Here is a 19,143-nt window from a genome sequence, read left to right on the forward strand (position 1 = left end):
GCCCGCAGGTTTCATGTAAAACTAGCATCTCATTGTAACATTAATGATAGTTAATCATTATCATTATGTTAGCTCGAAGCGATAAATGGGTAGTAAACGATAGCGAAAAGATCAATAAATTCTATAAGTTTGGGGAAATTCAGCTAATAAGGTCTTATGGGTTTACTGCAAAAAATTTTCGGCAAAAAGAAGCAAGAGGCGCAACACGCGATACAAGAAAAGACAGCGGCACAGCCGCAAGAGGAGCTCATTCAAGCATATGATAGTTATGGCCGTCCAGTACAGGTTTCTAAAAAAGAATGGAAAGATAAGGTGCTCTTACCCAATCTTGAGAAAAGCAAACAGGATCCGAACCAGCTCTATAATCTACTCGTAGAAGGCTTCAATGACGGTTTCGCCGATGAGCTCCTTCCCTTTGCCCTCCATCTCCAACAAATCGATCCCAATGCCGAGCGCGGTTCCGTTATGCTCGCCATCGCTTATTTACATACGGGGCAACCGGCAAAAGCCGAAGAAATATTGCAACAATACATCAAGCAATACGGCGCTACCGGTATTGTACTGACGAATCTGGCCAAAGCATACGATGCCCAAGGAAAAGAAGAATTGACCGAAAGCACCCTTTGGCAAGCCCTTGCGCAAGATCCTAATCAAGATAATGGTTTGGGCTGGTATATCGCCCGATACCGTGACCGAGGTGGAGATGCAGCGGCACTCGAGGCCTATAGACGTGTTGCACAATTCCCGAACAGTTGGCGTGCCCTACTATGGGTGGCACAAAGCATGTTGCAAGATCAAGATGTAACGGCAGCCAAAACCGTTTATGAACAGGCCATAGAACGAGCAGGTACACCCGTCCCGTCCGATCTCTTGATGCAAATGAGTGGTGATCTGGGCAATACCGGTTACCTAAAAGAAATCCGGACTTGGGTCGCGCCACATTTCGACGCAACGTATCATGGTTTACAAGTGGGTAATAACCTCATTAAAGCCACGCTCGAGACCGGCCATGCTGAAGAAGCCAAAGAAATTGTCAACCAACTTTTTGAGCAACAGCGGCCCGATTGGGAAGAAACGCTTCGCTATTGGGAAAACGCCATTGCCCAAGCAAACATCGAAAAACAAAATAGCAGCACCGTTGGTACACCGGAAATTATCGGACTGGAAATTAAAGGTCCGTTGTGGATCTATCGGCATCCCGCTTTTGAAAAGTTGTTAACAAAACGAACGGGTAAGGAACCCCGTTTCGCCTTCATCGGTGGTGCCGTACTGTATCCGGAAAAGATAACTGGAAATCAAAGCCAATTATCCGATGTAGCGGGCAGGCTCAGCCGGTCCATTCCACTGCTACTCGCAGAAGCTACACAACTCAACAATCAGGCACAAAGCTCCACGCTGATCTATTATGCCCAAGAACGCGGCTTTACCGTATTCGGACAACGACTGGACGCCGGTAGTTTGGCAGCCATCGCTTCGCAAGAAGAGGGGCCCGACTATGTATTCGGTCTTACGCTCAATACGACCCCGGCGGATCAATGGATGCTCGAACTGCTCCTTTTTCAACGGACTGAAAAAAAACAGCTCCAGCTCTTTACCGAAGCCATCCAAGCCAACAATCCCGCTCCCGGTGTTATACGCCTGAGGGATCAAATGCTGGCTTATATTGCATCGGAAGGCCTGGCATCGCCAATTGATGCTCCCGATTGGTATCAGCTACCGGCAGATGGCAATGATTATCTGTTACGACTCGAGCAACAACTGGCCGTTATTGCCGAAAGCCATCCAACCCTCAAAAGTGGTGGACTTGTAGGCGACCGCGAAATTGTGAACGGCACCCTATTGCTCTGTCTGAATGCTCCGAAAAACCCGCTTCCGCGGATTTTATTAGCGCAAACGCTGCACCATATGCAACAAGTGCACCCAGCGACCGTTGAAGCCTACAAAGACAAGATCCGTCAATTCGAAGAGACCCATCCCCTATCAGGAGAAGAAGCAACTATCATTCACCAAGATATACGAGAAACCTTGCGAAGCTAAATCATTGTCAAATGGACCCGAACTTCCTTTATCAGTTTACCGAACCGGACCCATCGATCGCCGATTTCGTCGAAAGTATCGGCTTTTTCCATAATCGATCCGATCAGCCGAAAGAGGTGGTGATATTGCCCGATGGTCGGATCGATCTGTTTTTCACCCAATTCGCATCCGGACCTTACCATGCGATGCTTATGGGCCTGGAAACCTTACCAGAACAACGAAGCATCCCACCCCATATGCGAACGCTGGTGATCAGCTTTAAACCACTCGCCGTTGAGTATATTCTGCGGATGCCCATTGCCGGTTTTTTGAACAGTGCACAGGATCTTCCGAGCAATTTTTGGAATTTCAGTACCGACGAGTTGGACAATTTTGATCGCTTCTCCGAAAAAGCCCGAGAAACCGTCCTGCAACTTTTACCTCAAGAAATAGATTCCAGAAAGCAGCAGCTTTTTGCGTTAATTTACGCATCAAAAGGTGAAATGACGGTAAAAGCGCTTTCCGAAAAAGTAGCCTGGAGCAGTCGGCAGATCAACCGCTATTTCAATTATCAATATGGGCTTTCCTTAAAAGCCTATTGCAATATTTTGCGCTTCAGAGCCTCCTTAGCCCATATCGCACAGGGCAAGCTCTTTCCAGAGCTGAACTTTACAGACCAAACTCATTTCATCAAGGAAATTAAAAAATTTTCAGGGGTTGTTCCCAAAGAATTATCTAAAAATCAAAACGACCGATTTGTACTATTATCCATCTTAAAGCAGTCCTAATTTTGTACCATTAAATAAAATGGTATGAACTTAAGTAACAAACAAATAGCCATCATTGGCGGCGGCCCGGGTGGATTAACTTTAGCGCGTCTCCTACAGCTTGAAGGCGCCAATGTAAAGGTATACGAAAGAGACCTTAATAAAGATGCTCGTGTACAAGGTGCACCCCTTGATCTGCACGAAGACGCTGGTTTGGCGGCTTTACGCAAGGCCGATTTATTGAACGAATTTAAGAAGCACTATCTTCCCGGGGCCGATCGAAAAATCTTTACAACGGCACAGGCCGAAGTAGTTTTCAGCGATCACGAAGGCAAACCTGAAGAAAACTTTGGCTATGCTTATTTTCGGCCCGAAATCGCCCGTGGTCCTTTAAGAAATATACTGCTCGCCTCTTTAGCACCCGAAACGGTGCAGTGGGATCATCATTTTATCTCCATGACAGTTCAAAAAGAAGGTTGGTTGCTCCGTTTCAAAAATACCGCCGCTGTTTATGCCGATATCGTCATCGCTGCCGATGGTGCGAACTCAAAAATCCGTCCCTATGTTACAGATATCAAGCCTTTCTATTCAGGCATTACCATGCTCGAAGGTAATATTCACCAGGCAAAAACGGCAGTACCTGCTATGGAAGCCTTGCTCAATGGCGGAAAAATCATGGCTTTCGGAGATAGTAAATGTATACTGGGCGGTCAGAAAGGAAATGACGATCTGGGCTTCTATGCCAGCTTTAAAACCGATGAAAACTGGGCGACGGATAGTGGTCTGGATTACAACGATAACGCACAATTGTTGGCCTGGTTTAAACAAACGTATACCGGATGGAGCCCTCATTGGTACGAGCTATTCGAAAAAACCAACACGCCCTTTATTCCGCGACCGATCTATTGTATACCGTTAGACCAGACTTGGGAAGCCAAGGCGAACATCACCATGATAGGTGACGCGGCCCATGTAATGCCCCCCTTTGCGGGCGAAGGCGTCAATATGGCGATGCTTGATGCATTGGAACTGAGCAGTTATTTAACATCCGATGCATTCGACACCGTGCAAGAGGCCATCGCCGTATATGAAGTTAACATGCGTAAACGAGCTTCAAAAGCCGCCCGGGAATCACTCGAGAATGGCGAAGCAATGCACTCCGAACAAGCTTTGGAAAACATGCTGGCCCTATTTGCCGGGCATTAAACTGAAACATGCCGAAGGAGCTACTCCTTCGGCTTTATGCCTAAAAACGAACACTCCCCTGTTCGTTATCGTTACACTTGCAGTTGCAACAAAAACACAAACAACTACATATCAGAAACTTAACGGTTTGGAACAAAGATTGCCATAAGGAAACTGCTTGCATACATCCATGGTATCACGACACTGTAAACCGTTTTTATATGTTTAAAAATTATTTAAAAATAGCCAGACGCAACCTGATGCGCAACAAAGGTTATACGGCTATTAATATCATCGGATTGGCCGTTGGTATCGCCGTTTGCATGATGATTTTTTTCATTATACAATTTCAAACAAGTTTCGATAATTTTCACACCAAGAAAAATCATACCTATCGGGTGTTAACCGAATATCATCAAAGCGATGCAACCACACCTTCTTATGGTAAAGGCCTTCCCTTTCCGCTTCCCGCTGCCATAAAAACCGCTTTCCCTCAACTCGAAGAGCTTGCACCCATTTATACCAGTCACAATGATCAGCTACAGGTACTCGATGCCAATGGAAATCCCGGAAAAACTTTTAAAGAACAGAATGGTGTCTTTTATTCAACACCTTCCTTCTTCAGCCTATTCAATTTTCCGCTGCTTGCCGGGTCCTACGCCTCCCTAAAAGATCCGAACCATGTATTGCTTACCAAAGAAATTGCAGAAAAATATTTCGGCGACTGGAAAGGCGCCATCGGTAAAAGCATCAAGCTCACCGGATCCTATCAAGTAGGCGCCGGTCTGTTCCAGTCCCCACCCATCACACTGAAAGTTTCCGGTATTCTCGCCACCATACCGGCAAATACCGACTTTCAATTAAAGCTTGTTGTTGCTTTCGGAACCGATTTTACCGGCGATGCAAAGTATGGATTACAAATTCCGGATTGGCATGCAACTGCACCTGATTTCGGTTGCTATATTGCATTACCCACTTCGATTTCTATGGACGATTTTAACCAACAATTAAACGCTTATGCCAAAAAGGCACAGGCCCCTGATATCAAAGACAGTTATACCATACAGCCTTTAGACGCAGTACACTACGATACCCAAACCGGTAATTACAGCAATAAAACCATGAGTCGGGAGCTGATCAATGTATTATGGCTCATCGCGGCCTTCATTCTGCTCATCGCCTGTGTTAACTTTATCAACCTCTCCACCGCACAGGCCGTTAACCGTGCTAAAGAGGTAGGCGTACGGAAAGTTTTGGGAAGTAACAAAGCCCAATTGCAAAGCCAATTCATCGTTGAAACATTTTTGATCGTTGCCGGCGCCGTTTTGCTAGCAGTACTTTTTACCCTGCTCGCACTACCATCCGTTAATCAACTTTTAGAACTTTCCCTCTCCTTCAACATTTTAAAAAACCCGACCATTCTTTTATTCCTTTTATCGGTAACTCTGGTGGTGACCGCCCTGGCAGGTTTCTACCCTTCACTCGTTTTATCAAGCTTCAATCCCGTTAATGCCTTAAAGCGTAAACTTACGAGTAATACCGCGGGCATTTCTTTAAGAAGAGCTTTAGTCGTATTCCAATTCATCATTGCACAGGCGCTGATCATTGGCACTTTTGTCATTGTCAAGCAGATGAACTATTTTATGAATCGACCTTTAGGTTTCGATAAAGAGGCCATTGTCAATCTTCCCTTTCGCCCGAACAATACCGGTGGCGATCTACTGGATTACCTAACACAGCAGTTATCCTCCATAAACGGTGTACAAGCCGTAAGCTTCAGCTCAAACACACCGGTAGAAGATGCGAACGATCTATGGACCGCCTTCAAATTTGATCATGCAATAAAAGAAACCGATTTTCAAGCAATTGCCAAATTCGCCGACCATAACTATGCGTCAACCTATCAATTGCAACTGGTAGCAGGAAGAAATCTACAAGCCTCCAATATGACGCGCGAGTTTTTAGTGAATGAAACCTTGGTAAAAAGCCTCGGATTTAAAAATCCGGAAGATATCCTGAACAAAGAAATCAGCATGTTGGGCGATCAGATAAAATGCCCGGTGGTCGGCGTATTGAAAGATTTTAATGATCGGTCTTTCCATCATGCACTTGCGCCCTTGCTGATTACGACCAACGGCACCATGTATCGTCAGATTGGAATAAAACTCACGAGTGCTCACCTCGCTACCACCATGCAAGCGATTAAAAAAACATGGGAGCAGGCCTTTCCCGATTACGTTTACGAATACAAGTTTCTTGATGATAAAATTGATAGTTTCTACAAACAGGAAAATCAGTTGGCTACGCTGTATAAAGTTTTTGCAGGTATTGCTATCTTCCTTAGCTGCCTTGGCCTCTACGGATTAGCCTCTTTCATGGCCGTGCAGCGTGTAAAAGAAGTCGGTATTCGAAAAGTGCTGGGCGCAACGGCCGGTAATATCGTCTATTTGTTTTCAAAAGAGTTCATTTTACTCATTGCCATTGCCTTTGCCATCGCTAGCCCCATTGCCTGGTATTACATGCACCAGTGGCTACAAGATTACGCGTATCGCGTCAACATCAGCTGGTGGCTATTTGTTACAGGTGGAGTGATCGCCTTTCTGATCGCATTAGCCACGGTCAGTTTCCAAGCCATCAAAGCCGCTTTGGCAAATCCGGTGAAGAGTTTGCGAAGTGAATAGTGTTTAGGACACGTTATAAACGATCAGTCATTCATTTTAAGCTTAAACAAAAATTAACCCTATATTCGTATCATACATAAATAATCGTTTTATGAAATCTAGTATGCATTTACGTTTTCAGCGAATAGTCGCTGTTCTCGTCCTTCTGACCAGCGTCAGCTTAACAGCCTTTGCCCAAAGCCCGAAAAAAACGGCGGAAGGTAAAATTGGCAGTGCAACCGTATCCATTCAGTACAGCAGCCCGAGTGTTAAAGGTAGAACCATTTGGGGTGATTTGGTGCCTTACGACAAAGTCTGGCGGGCCGGTGCCGATGCGGCTACCGTTATTACTACCGATAAGGATTTAAAAGTAGAAGGAAAGAATTTGCCGGCCGGCAGTTACAGTTTATTTGTGATTCCCGGCAAATCATCCTGGACTATCATCTTCAATTCGCAAACCGGCCAATGGGGAATCAAAAAAGGCGGTGAAGCTAACTTGGATCGTGCAAATGATGTCGTCACGGTTACCGTTAAACCTGTCAGCAATGCGATGACCGAAAGCTTAACCTATGAAGTGGATAGCAAGGGGATCGCACTGGTATGGGAAAAATTAAAAGTACCTGTAAAAATAAAATAAGCAGTAAGTTTCTTATCGGCTCATCTCCGCCGGCAACATCATAACGATCAGTACAGCCGAATCTGTACTGATCGTTTTATTTTATGTCACTTCCTAAGGGTGCCCAAGCCGGGGAGTATTTCATTCAAAATAGCACTAATTTTCACATTATGTTTCGCTATTTTCTCTTTTTTCTCATTTTTAACACACTTTCTAAGACTAAATGAACGAATACGCCCGGAGCGTGTATTACCAATTTGCCATGCAGGTAGCCATCATCCGCTTCCTTAAAATCGAAGAAAACAACACCATTTATTCACGTATAAAAAAAAACAATAAGTATGAGCTCATCAGATCAGAACGAACAAGCTAAAAGGCCGAATACCATCTCCTTGGAAAAGGCTAAATTACAGACAAAACGGTGGCGCGAATTGCTGGAGGAGGATTTTCCCGGTTATAAGCTGAAAAATAAAGCCGCTTTTATTCAAGCAGAAGACTTAATCGGCTTAGTCGAACTTTTTAAAAAAGAAAAAGACCTTATCGGCGTACGCGCTTACTTCGCGCTGGAAAGAGAAGAGCAGGACGATAAGACACCCCTCCACCACGTAAAACTCGTTCTCGTACCGGTAAAAGAAGGCGGAAAAAACGGCAAAGATGTGATCGAAGAACAAGATCCGCTGGATGTCACCAAAACCCAATCCGTTATATACGATTTTACAATGCCTTGCCCCGACTGTTGCGATGTAACAAGTCCGCTATTTAGCTGATTATCTTTTCTAAGTTTCGGTATCCTCAATCTCTGTGGATGTCGAAACTAGATTTGACTTAGCCGATGTAGCATAAAAGCCTCGGGTTTCGTTTTCTTATCAAATCCCTAAATCAAGGTCATGAAAAAACGACACCTAGCCGGTATACTCTTCTTCAGTATGTTGCTTTTCGTTACTTGCGAAAAAGAAGAAAACGAAAACCCCATCATTGTAGAACCGCAACAATGGCGAGAAATAGCAAAAGACAGCATCAGCACCGGCACCGCGGCAGGCTTTACCATCGGTGCCAATGCGATGGAAACCTACCAAGTGGTACAACAGCTATTGCAAGTCCATACACCCAATGTGCAAGTTGTATCCAATATCTATCATAAAGTGGAAGCGGTGGCCGGTAAAGTCGGTTTATACAATGCGCTTCTCTTTGATGAAGAAAAAGGCACCGGCACCGGCGTACAGCTTTATTTCGAAGACGATCACATCAAATCCATTTATACTAATGATGGTAAAAAACTCAACAGTTGGCCCAACAACAGCCTTTCCATGCGCGTACAAGTAGGTATGGAAGTCGATCGGGTTTATCCGCAGCTACTGGCCCTAAGCAGTATCAGCCAATATGCACGTAAATTTCAACGTATCTCTTTATTTTCCAAAAACACCAACAAAGATTTTGATCCCGCCATGGCACAATCACCCCAATGGTATTTTGCCCATAGCGAAGGCGATAACCGGCAGAAACATATTCGTTTGCATTTTGAAGAAGGTAAATTGCAATCGGTGGTGATTGGTTTATATGCCCCTTATTAAATACCTGCGATTAAATTTTAAAGGCCGAAAAAAGACATTGATGTGGCCAAACTTCGCAGGCAGATTCCCATCTTTGTAGCTACAAAATGGAAAATATAGATAACAATACTACACTCATTTGGCTTATGTGCCTACAGATTTCTTCGAGCACCTGTAAACATCATTGTTATACAAACACAAGTTCTACTAAATAAGAATAGCGCTCGGAAATCTAACAACGGCACCACGAGTATACAGCCTTATCACACGAAGGGAGCAGAAAAACTGCTCCCTTCGTTTCTTATACCGATTTTTTATCCTTAACTTTTCGTATTCTTATCCTTGATTCGTTGTTCATTGATGTGTAAACTATCCAACATTTGTGGCCAGGGCAATACCTGATGGCTGGCTGCCCACTGTTGCCAGGCGCTGGCTAAGGCCTTCACTTTCTCCGGCATTTCTTTGGCCAAATCATGCTGTTCCGTACGGTCCTTTTGCATATCATATAATTCCCAATGTTGCTGGGCCTCTTCTCCTTCCTGCCACTTCATAACCGCTTTGAATGCACCCAAACGAACCGCCTTATTTCCTTCATGTTCCCAAAAAATGGGCTGCTCGTGTATGGGCCGGTCACTTCCTTCCAATAGTGGCACAAGACTTTTACCGGCCATATCCGGTACCTGTTTTCCACCCTTTTCCGAATGATAGCTTGCCCCCGACACATCCACAAAAGTGGCCATGATATCGGGTAAAAAACCGTATTGTTGAATGAGAGACCCATTTAGTTTTTTCGGAATCTTGGCCGGCCAATGGGCAATCAGCGGAGAGGATATCCCTCCCTCGTGCACCCAATGCTTATACTCACGGTAAGGCGTGTTAGACGCGTTGGCCCACCCTTTCCCATAAGTAAGGAAATAACCGACCTGTGTTTCCAGGTTTTCTTTCTTTCCGCCGCCTACATCTCCCCCTTCGGCGCAGGCGCCATTATCGTTAATGAAAACGATCAGTGTATTTTCATCTAATTTATTCTTCTTTAGGTAAGCCACAAGTTTACCTACATTTTCGTCCATGCGATCAACCTGCGCAGCATAAATAGCTCGTCGCAAAGCCATTTCATCCTGCTTTTCTTTCGGCAACGTATCCCAATCGAAGATATCCTGCTTACTCATGGCCCACCCTGTGTCTATCAGCCCCAATTGCCTCATCCGTTTGTAGCGTTCTTCGCGTAATTTACCCCATCCATCATGATAGCGATCACGGTATTTATCAATTACCTCCTTGGGTGCCTGCAGCGGCCAATGCGGAGCAGTATATGCCAGGTAAAGAAAGAACGGACGCTCACCATCTGCTTGTTTGCTTTGATCAATAAACTGAATCGCCCGATCTGTAAAGGCATCGGTTGTATAAAAATCAGGATCATCAATCGTTAAGGTATCATTCTCCAACGTAATACCCCGCGGTTGTGCCGGACGGAAATAATTGCTAGCGCCATCCAAAATGCCATAATAATGATCGAATCCGCGCTGCAAAGGCCATTGCTCCTTTCGTTCCATACCAAGGTGCCACTTACCGGTCATCAGCGTGGTATAACCGGCAGTTTTTAACACCTCAGCCAAGGTATTCGTTTGTGGGCTCAGCTCGCCTCGATAGCCGGGCACATGATAATCATGCTGTGTAAAATGTTCGCTCGGATTGGTCATGTGGCCAATACCTGTTTGATGAGGATAGAGTCCCGTCATCAGCGATGCGCGCGAAGGGCAACAACGCGCACCATTGTAAAATTGGGTAAAGCGAAGCCCAGTAGCTGCCAAGCTATCCAAATGAGGGGTTTCAATTTCGCCGCCGTAACAACCCAGATCCGAATAACCCATATCATCTGTCATGATGAGGATAATATTAGGTTTAGCGGGCTCCTCTTGAGCTGGTGGTTGATTGCATCCAACATATAATCCACCGATCAGCGTTACGAGCAGGCTAATGTGCGCGAACAAAGGCTTATTTTGTTTTCCTATTAACGACATCATATTTAGGTTTATCATTTTACTTCTCCGGCATGCTCGCCTAATTCATTTTCTCCCATCAGCTCACGTTGTTTCTTCCCCCATTTGCTCAGCTGTTCAAAAATGGGTGTTAATTCAATGGCCAGGTCGGTGAGTTCATATTCCACCCGGACAGGTACTTCCGCATACACCGTCCGTTTCACTAAACCATCTTTTTCCAGCGCGCGCAGCTGACTGGTGAGCACCCGATCTGTCAGGAAGGAAAACTCGCTCTTAAACTCCTTGAACCGATATTTTTTACGCGATAAGAGATCTAAGATAAACAATTTCCAACGACCGCTGATGATGTGTATCACATAGGTGAGATCGCAATTGATGATACATTGCTCATTGCGGGTATAGGTAGAATTTAGTTTTCGCTCGCCCATTACTTACTTCAATATTAGTAGCATACAATTACCGGTCTGCTATGCCAACTCCTTGGCCCATGCTATTTTTACACCGGTGTTTATACAAACTTACTATTTAATTGATAAAAAAGATGGACTTACATTTAGCAGGAAAAACAGCCATTGTTACAGGTGCCAGTCAGGGATTTGGCCGAGCCATCACGCGCGAATTGGCCATGGAGGGCGTGCAAGTGCTGGCTACGGCGCGTAGTGAAGATTTATTGCATAGCCTGCAAGCAGAAATAACCGGCGCCGGAGGCATGGCGCCGATCCCCTTCGTACAAGATTTTATGGAAGCCAGCGCACCCCTTCATATTGCAAATGCGGCATTGGCAGCTTTTGGTGCCGTAGACATCCTTATTAATAACACCGGAAGGAGCCGTGCTGTGGATGTAGTAGGTGCAGAAGAAGAATGGGAAGCCGGTATGTTGCTGGATTTTCACCGGCATCGTCAATTAACCCAACAATTATTACCACAATTTATCGAACGAAACACCGGCAGCGTCCTTAACATCACCAGCACCTATGAGCTGCGGTCTATCAACGTATCAGCGGTAGCCAAAGCAAGTTTAACCCAATGGTCTAAGCAACTTGCCGGTGCGCTGGGCCCACATCGTATTACGGTAAACTGCCTACAGCCCGGACTGATTGATACGGCCAATACCCAACGTTTATTCTCCCCCAGCGAACGTCAAACATTTGCTGCCAGCGAAATTCCGCTCGGTGATTTTGGTACACCCGAAGACATTGCCTCGATGGCTGTATTTCTCGTATCTCCACGAGCGCGCTATGTAAGCGGAAGCGTATTTACGGTTGATGGCGGACTGAGGCGTCACGCGTTTTAGTTATGTAAATTCAAAGTTTATTTCATGTATTTTCAAAATTATATTCATGTAAATTCAAAATTAAGTCTATGTATTTTCAAAGTTTGTATGTATTTTTGAAAAAAAGAGGAAATGGAAACATTCATAAAACGCGCTGTTTCAAGCATATTAATGGCGCAAAAGGAAAAGTTTCCCGTATTAGCCGTTACCGGACCGAGGCAATCGGGAAAGACCACCCTATTGAAGCATTTATTCAAAGACTATAAATACATCACATTAGAAAACCCCGATGTCCGTTCTTTTGCAAACGAGGATCCCAATGGTTTTTTGCAACAATATGATGGAAACGTTATATTGGACGAGGCACAGCGAACCCCTGAACTCTTTTCTTACATCCAATCAAAGGTAGATGAAAACGGTAAAATGGGGCAATTTATCTTATCCGGATCGCAGAACTTTCATTTACTGAATAGTATTACCCAAACCTTGTCCGGAAGGGTCGCATTATTTAAATTACTGCCTTTTGATATGCAGGAAATGCAAAACGCTGCCTTATTGGTCAAAAGCTATACCGATGCTTGCTTTAAAGGCTTTTATCCCGCTATATTCGATCGTGAAATTGACCCCACTATATTCTATGCCAATTACATTCAAACCTATATCGAAAAGGATGTAACCACCTTGATCAATATCCGTGATCTAAAAACCTTCCGCACATTTCTCGGCCTATGCGCCAGTCGCGCCGGCCAACTACTTAATATCAGCGCATTGGCAAATGCTTGTGATATTAGTCAACCTACAGCTAAAGCCTGGTTATCTATTCTAGAAAGCAGTTATATTATCTTTTTGCTCAATCCTTATCACGAAAATTTTAACAAACGGCTAATCAAAAGCCCCAAGCTATATTTTTATGACAGCGGTTTATTATGTCATCTATTGGGTATTCGCCATCAAGAAGAAGTGTCCGAAAACCGCTTAAAAGGTAACATTTTTGAGAACATGGTCATCGCTGATTTCATTAAGCACAACGCACATCAATATCTTCATCAAGAATCCTATTTCTGGCAAGACAGCAATCAACACGAAATTGATTTCCTTCTTAAAAAAGCCAATGGTTTTGAGATCTTCGAAGTAAAAGCCACACAAACCGTTACACCAAAGCTTTTCGCCAATATGGACTATTTCGCTGAGCTAGCAAGTCCACAACCCGTGAATAAAACCTTAATTTATGGTGGTAATGAAAACCAAGAGCGCACAAAATATAAGGTGTTAAGCTGGAGAGATATCGGGAAGCTGTACTCTTAACTTTTTAAATCGGTTCATCTTCATTTGGCGCCGCTTTATTTCCATTTAACCGGAATAAAAACAATCGACTTATAGTTGTCTTTCTCGTATAATATACCAACGGTTCTCTTCCCAAGTCGAACAAGATCAGAATAAGCTGCATAACCACCTTTATAAGCAAGAGGGGCCGTGGCAACCCGCTTATTATAAAACCAATGTTGACCATCATCTTTGCTCAAACGTAAGGTCAGGCTGTCGCGGTTCTGCGTAGCTGCCGCATTACAGAAAGCCAGTATCCGATTTCTCTTATCTAAAAAGGAAAGCACACTTCCCTGATTAACCGGATCCGGCAATTGCTTATCATAAAAGGTAGTGTCCCAAGTCGCCCCCCCATCCTTACTGATACTCACGATTCTATTTCGCACCTGTCCCTGCTGGTTACGGGTGTTCATCAAGAGCCTGCCTCCAGTCAACTCAGCCGCCATCGACTCATTCCCCCCTTCAAACGAAACGCTCTCGCCCAGTTTAAACGTCTTCCCATGATCATCCGTATAATAACCATGTGCCCGGTAGTCTTTGAACGCATCTTGTGGCATGCCGGCAGAATGGTTGGCCGCAATAAAGATCCTTCCCTTAAACTTCCCGGCCTCGAGCTGCACCGCATGTCCGGGCGTATTCGCATAACTGCGCCAATCCTCCTTAAAACGGTAAGCAGGATTAAAAGCGGGTTGATTGGGTCGATGCGTCTGCAGTGTAATATTCACAGGTTCAGACCATGTTTGTCCGTGATCCGTGGAAGTAACATACCATACCTCACGTACCCCTTTTCCCCGGCGCACCTCACCCTCATGATTATTACCCGTATTATAAAACAAAAAAATACGGCCTTGCGGATAAGAAGGATCCGTTAAATCCACTACTGGCGCCGGATTGCCCGCTTGTAAATCGCCGTAATCGACCACCTTTTGCAAGGTGTTCCAGGTTTTTCCGTTATCGGCACTCCGTTTCATCACAATGTCGATATCCCCAAAGTCACCCGCATGAGCCACCCTGCCCTCGCAAAACGCGAGTAAATCGCCATTTTTAAGTTTAATAATGGCGGGAATCCGATAGCTTTGATATCCTTCCCTTCCAGAAACAAAAACTGCCTTTTCAGCAGTAGTATCTTCCGGCAATCCCTCAATCTTTTCCTTTGCAAAGCTCATCTGCTGCAATAGCAGCATACACCAGGCTACCACCATCGATTTCTTGATCATATTCTCTTATTTTATCTTGTTTTACGTAAATATTCATCCAGCAGTAAATAGCAGTACCACTCTTGCCGAGGTAGATGAAAGGGCCCCTTAAACAAATTTCCTTTGGCCGTCTGCGCAAGGCGGCCATCCCGATGAAGATAACCAAACCATTCGCCATGCACCCGATCATGAAAATGTCCATACGCATATTCATGGATCATGCGGTGCCATTGCGCATACTTTTCGTTCCCCGTCATCAAGTAAGCAAGCAAAGTAGCAATGATGGCCTCATTTTGTGGCCACCAGAATTTCATATCCTGCCAATACTCCTGTACCGGTTTACCATATACATCGCTGAAATATAAAATACCACCCTGTTCTTTATCCCATCCCCTTTCCCACATATAATCAAGCATCCTACATCCCAGCTGAATCAATGCCGGATCATTGTTCCGGTGTTTCGCCTCATGCAATATAAACCAGGCTCCTTCAATTGCGTGCCCCGGATTTAAGGTCCGGCCATCTATATGATCAATGATACGACCATCAGGTGCCACCTGCTCCATCACACATCGGATATCATCTTTCACAAAATCCGATTCAATTTCACTGATCCAATTACTGATCGCTTGGTCGCAACGTTCATCACCGATAATTCCCCGTAACTGCTGCGCCGTATTCATCATAATCATCGGTACGCCGATACCCTTCGAAGGTCGCGTATTCATAAACTTGGCCGGCAATTGAAGCTCACCGGAAGCATAGCGCAAACAGCTACCGAACAGCGTGCGGGCGTAATCAGCAGCCTCCTTACTCCCGCTTGCTTTGGCGTAAGCGGCTAAAGCAATCACCGCAAAAGTTTCCGAGAAAAAATAACGGCGTTTCCGAATCGGTTCGCCCGATCGGGTCACATGGAAGAACATCCGTCCATCCTGATCAAAGCAATGCTTCATCAAGAAGTCATATCCAAGCTTTGCGCCTTTCAACCATTCTTCTCGCTTTTCTATTGTATTGTAAAGTGTCGCCAGTAACCACGTAGCCCGTCCCTGAATCCAAACCGCCTTATCATCATCAATTAAACTACCGTCCTGATCGCGCATCAACAGAAAACCACCATTTTCCTCATCATAAGACCGCGGAAACCAAAATGGAACGGTATCATGCAACAGTTGGTTCTTATAAAACTGTTTCAATGCCTTTAGCTCTTCTATCGTGTACATCATGTTATTCAGTTATATCCATGCTAAATGTCGATACCGGCACCCCCTGCTCGCTAACCAGATTCGCGCGTGTGAAAGGCTGCCAGGCATAACGGAGTGCCTTTGGAAAAACACCTTTAGGTACTTCGATCCGTATTATATTATGCTGTATCTCCACCGCTGTGGGTAGCACATTTCCTTTCGTGTCAATCCATTCAAAGCCCTTTACCGGCTTACCGTCAGCCGTTTTCAAGTCGGTGGTAAAATATAGATTCAAAACCGCTCCTCCTCGGTTCATTTCCTTTACTTCAGGTGCATCCGCCAAGATATCCCGACCATAACTATGCGCCAATGCCAAATTGGCCAAACGTTCGCCAACCGGAATCTTGTTGGTCGGATGTACATTCAATGAATCACCAACATCAGCACTGATAGCCATCCACGTATTCGGAATCTCCTGCTGAAGACGCCTTTGTACATCCCTAAAATATGGCCATGCCGGCCGACCTATACTAGTAAGTTGCACATAAAAAAAAGGCAGGCTATCCTGATTAAAAAACCGACGCCAACCCTGAATGAAGGTCTTGAAAAGTTTCGTATAAAGCTCCGGATTATGCACATTGCTTTCACCCTGGTACCAAATAACCCCTTTGATCGTAAAATCCTTTAATAGCGCCACACCTGCTTCAAAATTATAGGCCGGTTCGTAAGGGTGCCTTTGCCCGGGATTTGTTGCAAACTTTAAATTCACATCAGCCCTCCCGCGATTCCAGTCCATAATAAAATCAGATTTCCGCCAGTTATTGAGCATATCCACCAGCAGCGGATCATTCTCCAGGCTGTAGCGATCTATCCACGACTCGATCCCCGAGCCACCTACCGCAAGCTGTATCAAGCCAATCGGTACGCCCGTTTCCTGTTGCAATCTGTTACCGAAGGCATAGCCAATGGCCGAGAAGCTCGCGGCATCTACCGCGTTCACCCGCTTCCATATGCCGTTAAAATACTGCAATGTGTTCGTCTTCCTGAGATCTTCTTTAGACCAGGCCTTATCACTCGTGGGCGTGGCCCCTTGAAGCTGATACAAGCGTAAATTCATGCTGCTGTCTGCCTGCTGTGCAAGCATCGCTCCCCCTTGGGCAGCCCGCAGCGGAAAAGCCATATTCGATTGCCCGCTACACAACCATACATCACCCACTAAAATGTCCCTTAGCACGATATTTCGATTTTCACTCCGCACAAGCAGCTGATAAGGCCCTCCCGCTTCCCTTGCGCGCAATGATACGGTCCAACACCCGTTCTCGTCGGCTTCTGCCATGCCTTGCTCCTCGCCCAAACGGACTTCCACGCGCTGCCCGGCATTCGCTATTCCATAAATATGAATAGGCCTTTCGCGCTGCAGCACCATATGATCGGCAAATACCCTTGGCAGTTGTAAACCACCGTAATTTCCCGTTATTTTTTTAAAGACCGTTTTGGCAATAATTTCAGCACCCTCTTCATTCGGATGCAGGTTATCCGGAAACAAATCGGGTCGGCTATGCAAAGGTTCCTTTAGGTTGATCAATTGAGCCTGATGTGTTTTGGCAATAAGGGGCAGCAGTTTCTGAATTTGCTTATACCACTCAAAAGTACCCGATTTAAAGCGGGGATGACCGCTAAAAATGGGCGTTAACACGCACACATAAAGCTTTACCTTTGGATTTACCTCCTGTAAGGTATCAAGCAGCCAATGATAATCCCGCTCAAACTGATCCCGGTAATGGGGCCAATTACGCGGATCCGTATCATTCAAGCCGAGATGGACGATGGCGACATCCGGCTTAAAAGCCAATGCATCCAAAAATTCCTGCGTCTTGAAATAAGGATTATGTCCGTTTTTTAATAAGGTTGCCCCACTATGGCCAAAATTACCGACCTGATATTTCGATCCCAGTAACTGCTGTAATTGCGCCGGATACGATTGTACAGAAGGGTCCTGCAAACCATATCCATAAGTAACCGAATTACCCATACAAGCTACCTTCATCACCTCGGTAGCGCCGCTTTTAAACACATACAAGCAGCAGATCATAAAAAAGCAAACACCTTGCTTTATCTTATTCTTCTTGAAAATCATTTGTAGTCGGTTTTAGTAGTGATAATTGCAGGAGTACAACAGCTAAAACAATAAAAGCCAGCACTGCGAAAGCACGCCCCAGATGGCCTGAATCAACAAATCTTCCCAGAAGATCGGTAATAAACGCCCCGGAAAATACCCCCACCATATTCATTAAGCCGTAAGCCGTTGCCCGATGTTTGGTGTCGACGAACTGACAAAGGATCGGCATATTGTTTGCATCGAACATACCGAAGCCCAGGCCAAAACCCAGCGCTGCCAATAGCACAAACAGCAAGCTGTTTCCGAAGCCCAAAAGTAGCAGCGCAGGTACCGTTAAACCCAGTCCGATCGCACTGCAATAAATTCGTCCTTTTATATGCTTATTCACCCAGGCATCCGATAGCATCCCACCAAAAATGACCCCCACAAAAGACGACCCGGCAATTGTAATCGTCGATAAAGGCCCGGCCGCTGCCATTGGGATATTCAGATTATTCGAAAACAAGGTAGGAAGCCAATTCTTCGTAGCCCAACCCGGCAAACTGGGAATGGCAAAATACAGTAAGATCATCCAGAAGGAGCCGTTCCGCAACAAAACCGACAGCCCACTGAAAGGTGTTCTTGTAACGCTAGGTGGCGTCGTTGCCGTGGGTCTATATTCTTTCAATAGCCATACCAGCACCAGCGCATAAGCCATACCGATGTAACCAAAGGTATGAAAAGTAGCCTGCCAGGAGGTATTGCTGGCAATTGTAGCCCCGAAACCTCCCAGTGCCTGCCCGAAATAAAGCCCTGTCATATGTAAGCCTACGGCCAAAGAGCGGGTCCGCTTTTGATGATAATCGGCGATAAGCGAAAGACCGGCAGGAATATACAAAGCTTCACTAACCCCCATAATAGCCCTTAAAACATAAAGCTGATGATAAGTGCTTGCATAGCCCATACCAAATGTGACACCCGACCAAACAAACAAGCTACCAACGATCAACCATTTACGATTCGTTTTGTCGGCTATCATACCCGCAAGGGGACTCATCATACCATAAATCCATAAAAAGACCGCCATGAGATGGCCAAAATTCGTAGCCAGTTTCAGTTCCGTGATGTCAACCTGCATGGCGGGTTTCATCGTGGCCAGCATTTGCCGATCGAGGTAATTCAATAAAGCCACTACCCACAGCAAGGCTACTACTAACCAAGGATAATATTTTTTTCGGTTCATTGCGCGGTGTTTATCATTGGTTTTGTCTATCCATT

The 19,143-nt window shown here is 45.2% G+C and carries 15 protein-coding genes; 9 read left to right on the plus strand and 6 right to left on the minus strand.

The genetic code is table 11. The annotated features are described in order from the left end of the window. Nucleotides 1–156 precede the first annotated feature (156 nt). The 7 genes from RYH73_RS01085 to RYH73_RS01115 all read left to right on the plus strand — a co-directional run bounded on the left by RYH73_RS01085 (nucleotide 157) and on the right by RYH73_RS01115 (nucleotide 8,815). Entirely contained in the window at nucleotides 157–2,037 is a 1,881-nt protein-coding gene (locus RYH73_RS01085) for a tetratricopeptide repeat protein (RefSeq protein WP_335311402.1), read from the plus strand. An 11-nt stretch (nucleotides 2,038–2,048) separates the two neighbouring features. Then, nucleotides 2,049–2,804: a helix-turn-helix domain-containing protein gene (locus RYH73_RS01090; RefSeq protein ID WP_335311403.1), complete on the plus strand. Its 756-nt coding sequence runs from the start codon at nucleotides 2,049–2,051 to the stop codon at nucleotides 2,802–2,804. A 24-nt stretch (nucleotides 2,805–2,828) separates the two neighbouring features. Continuing rightward, nucleotides 2,829–3,989, plus strand: a complete 1,161-nt coding sequence (locus tag RYH73_RS01095) for an FAD-dependent oxidoreductase (RefSeq protein ID WP_335311404.1) — start codon at nucleotides 2,829–2,831, stop codon at nucleotides 3,987–3,989. A gap of 200 nt (nucleotides 3,990–4,189) precedes the next feature. Further along, on the plus strand, nucleotides 4,190–6,649 hold the full coding sequence (locus RYH73_RS01100; protein WP_335311405.1) for an ABC transporter permease: 2,460 nt from the start codon (nucleotides 4,190–4,192) through the stop codon (nucleotides 6,647–6,649). A 91-nt stretch (nucleotides 6,650–6,740) separates the two neighbouring features. Beyond that, nucleotides 6,741–7,265 (plus strand): DUF2911 domain-containing protein, encoded by a 525-nt coding sequence (locus RYH73_RS01105; protein ID WP_335311406.1) that lies wholly within the window; start codon nucleotides 6,741–6,743, stop codon nucleotides 7,263–7,265. A 320-nt stretch (nucleotides 7,266–7,585) separates the two neighbouring features. Further along, nucleotides 7,586–8,011: a hypothetical protein gene (locus tag RYH73_RS01110; protein ID WP_335311408.1), complete on the plus strand. Its 426-nt coding sequence runs from the start codon at nucleotides 7,586–7,588 to the stop codon at nucleotides 8,009–8,011. A 120-nt stretch (nucleotides 8,012–8,131) separates the two neighbouring features. Further along, nucleotides 8,132–8,815 (plus strand): hypothetical protein, encoded by a 684-nt coding sequence (locus RYH73_RS01115; protein ID WP_335311409.1) that lies wholly within the window; start codon nucleotides 8,132–8,134, stop codon nucleotides 8,813–8,815. A 299-nt stretch (nucleotides 8,816–9,114) separates the two neighbouring features. On the opposite strand, the gene RYH73_RS01120 is transcribed toward RYH73_RS01115, so the two are convergent. Together RYH73_RS01120 and RYH73_RS01125 are read right to left on the minus strand one after the other, a co-directional pair. Continuing rightward, nucleotides 9,115–10,818 (minus strand): arylsulfatase, encoded by a 1,704-nt coding sequence (locus tag RYH73_RS01120; protein ID WP_335311410.1) that lies wholly within the window; start codon nucleotides 10,816–10,818, stop codon nucleotides 9,115–9,117. A gap of 11 nt (nucleotides 10,819–10,829) precedes the next feature. Continuing rightward, nucleotides 10,830–11,222 (minus strand): winged helix-turn-helix transcriptional regulator, encoded by a 393-nt coding sequence (locus RYH73_RS01125; protein ID WP_335311411.1) that lies wholly within the window; start codon nucleotides 11,220–11,222, stop codon nucleotides 10,830–10,832. A 113-nt stretch (nucleotides 11,223–11,335) separates the two neighbouring features. Here RYH73_RS01125 and RYH73_RS01130 point away from each other — a divergent pair, with 113 nt between their 5' ends. Next, nucleotides 11,336–12,088, plus strand: coding sequence for an SDR family NAD(P)-dependent oxidoreductase (locus RYH73_RS01130; protein ID WP_335311412.1), 753 nt, complete (start codon nucleotides 11,336–11,338; stop codon nucleotides 12,086–12,088). A 111-nt stretch (nucleotides 12,089–12,199) separates the two neighbouring features. Next, nucleotides 12,200–13,372, plus strand: a complete 1,173-nt coding sequence (locus RYH73_RS01135; RefSeq protein WP_335311413.1) for an ATP-binding protein — start codon at nucleotides 12,200–12,202, stop codon at nucleotides 13,370–13,372. Between the two features lie 35 nt (nucleotides 13,373–13,407). Here RYH73_RS01135 and RYH73_RS01140 read toward each other — a convergent pair whose 3' ends face one another. The 4 genes from RYH73_RS01140 to RYH73_RS01155 are packed head-to-tail and all read right to left on the minus strand — an operon-like array spanning nucleotide 13,408 to nucleotide 19,108. Next, nucleotides 13,408–14,607, minus strand: coding sequence for a sialidase family protein (locus RYH73_RS01140; protein WP_335311414.1), 1,200 nt, complete (start codon nucleotides 14,605–14,607; stop codon nucleotides 13,408–13,410). An 11-nt stretch (nucleotides 14,608–14,618) separates the two neighbouring features. Further along, the gene (locus tag RYH73_RS01145; RefSeq protein ID WP_130855043.1) at nucleotides 14,619–15,809 is read right to left on the minus strand and encodes an AGE family epimerase/isomerase; all 1,191 of its coding nucleotides are present in this window, start codon (nucleotides 15,807–15,809) and stop codon (nucleotides 14,619–14,621) included. Nucleotide 15,810: 1 nt separating this feature from the next. Next, nucleotides 15,811–17,904, minus strand: a complete 2,094-nt coding sequence (locus tag RYH73_RS01150; RefSeq protein ID WP_335311415.1) for a GDSL-type esterase/lipase family protein — start codon at nucleotides 17,902–17,904, stop codon at nucleotides 15,811–15,813. Continuing rightward, nucleotides 17,885–19,108, minus strand: coding sequence for an MFS transporter (locus RYH73_RS01155; protein ID WP_130855041.1), 1,224 nt, complete (start codon nucleotides 19,106–19,108; stop codon nucleotides 17,885–17,887). Before RYH73_RS01155 ends, RYH73_RS01150 begins: the two co-directional genes overlap by 20 nt. Nucleotides 19,109–19,143: the final 35 nt, after the last annotated feature.

Origin of the sequence: Olivibacter sp. CPCC 100613 (assembly GCF_036959255.1) — a bacterium.
Taxonomy (GTDB): domain Bacteria; phylum Bacteroidota; class Bacteroidia; order Sphingobacteriales; family Sphingobacteriaceae; genus Olivibacter.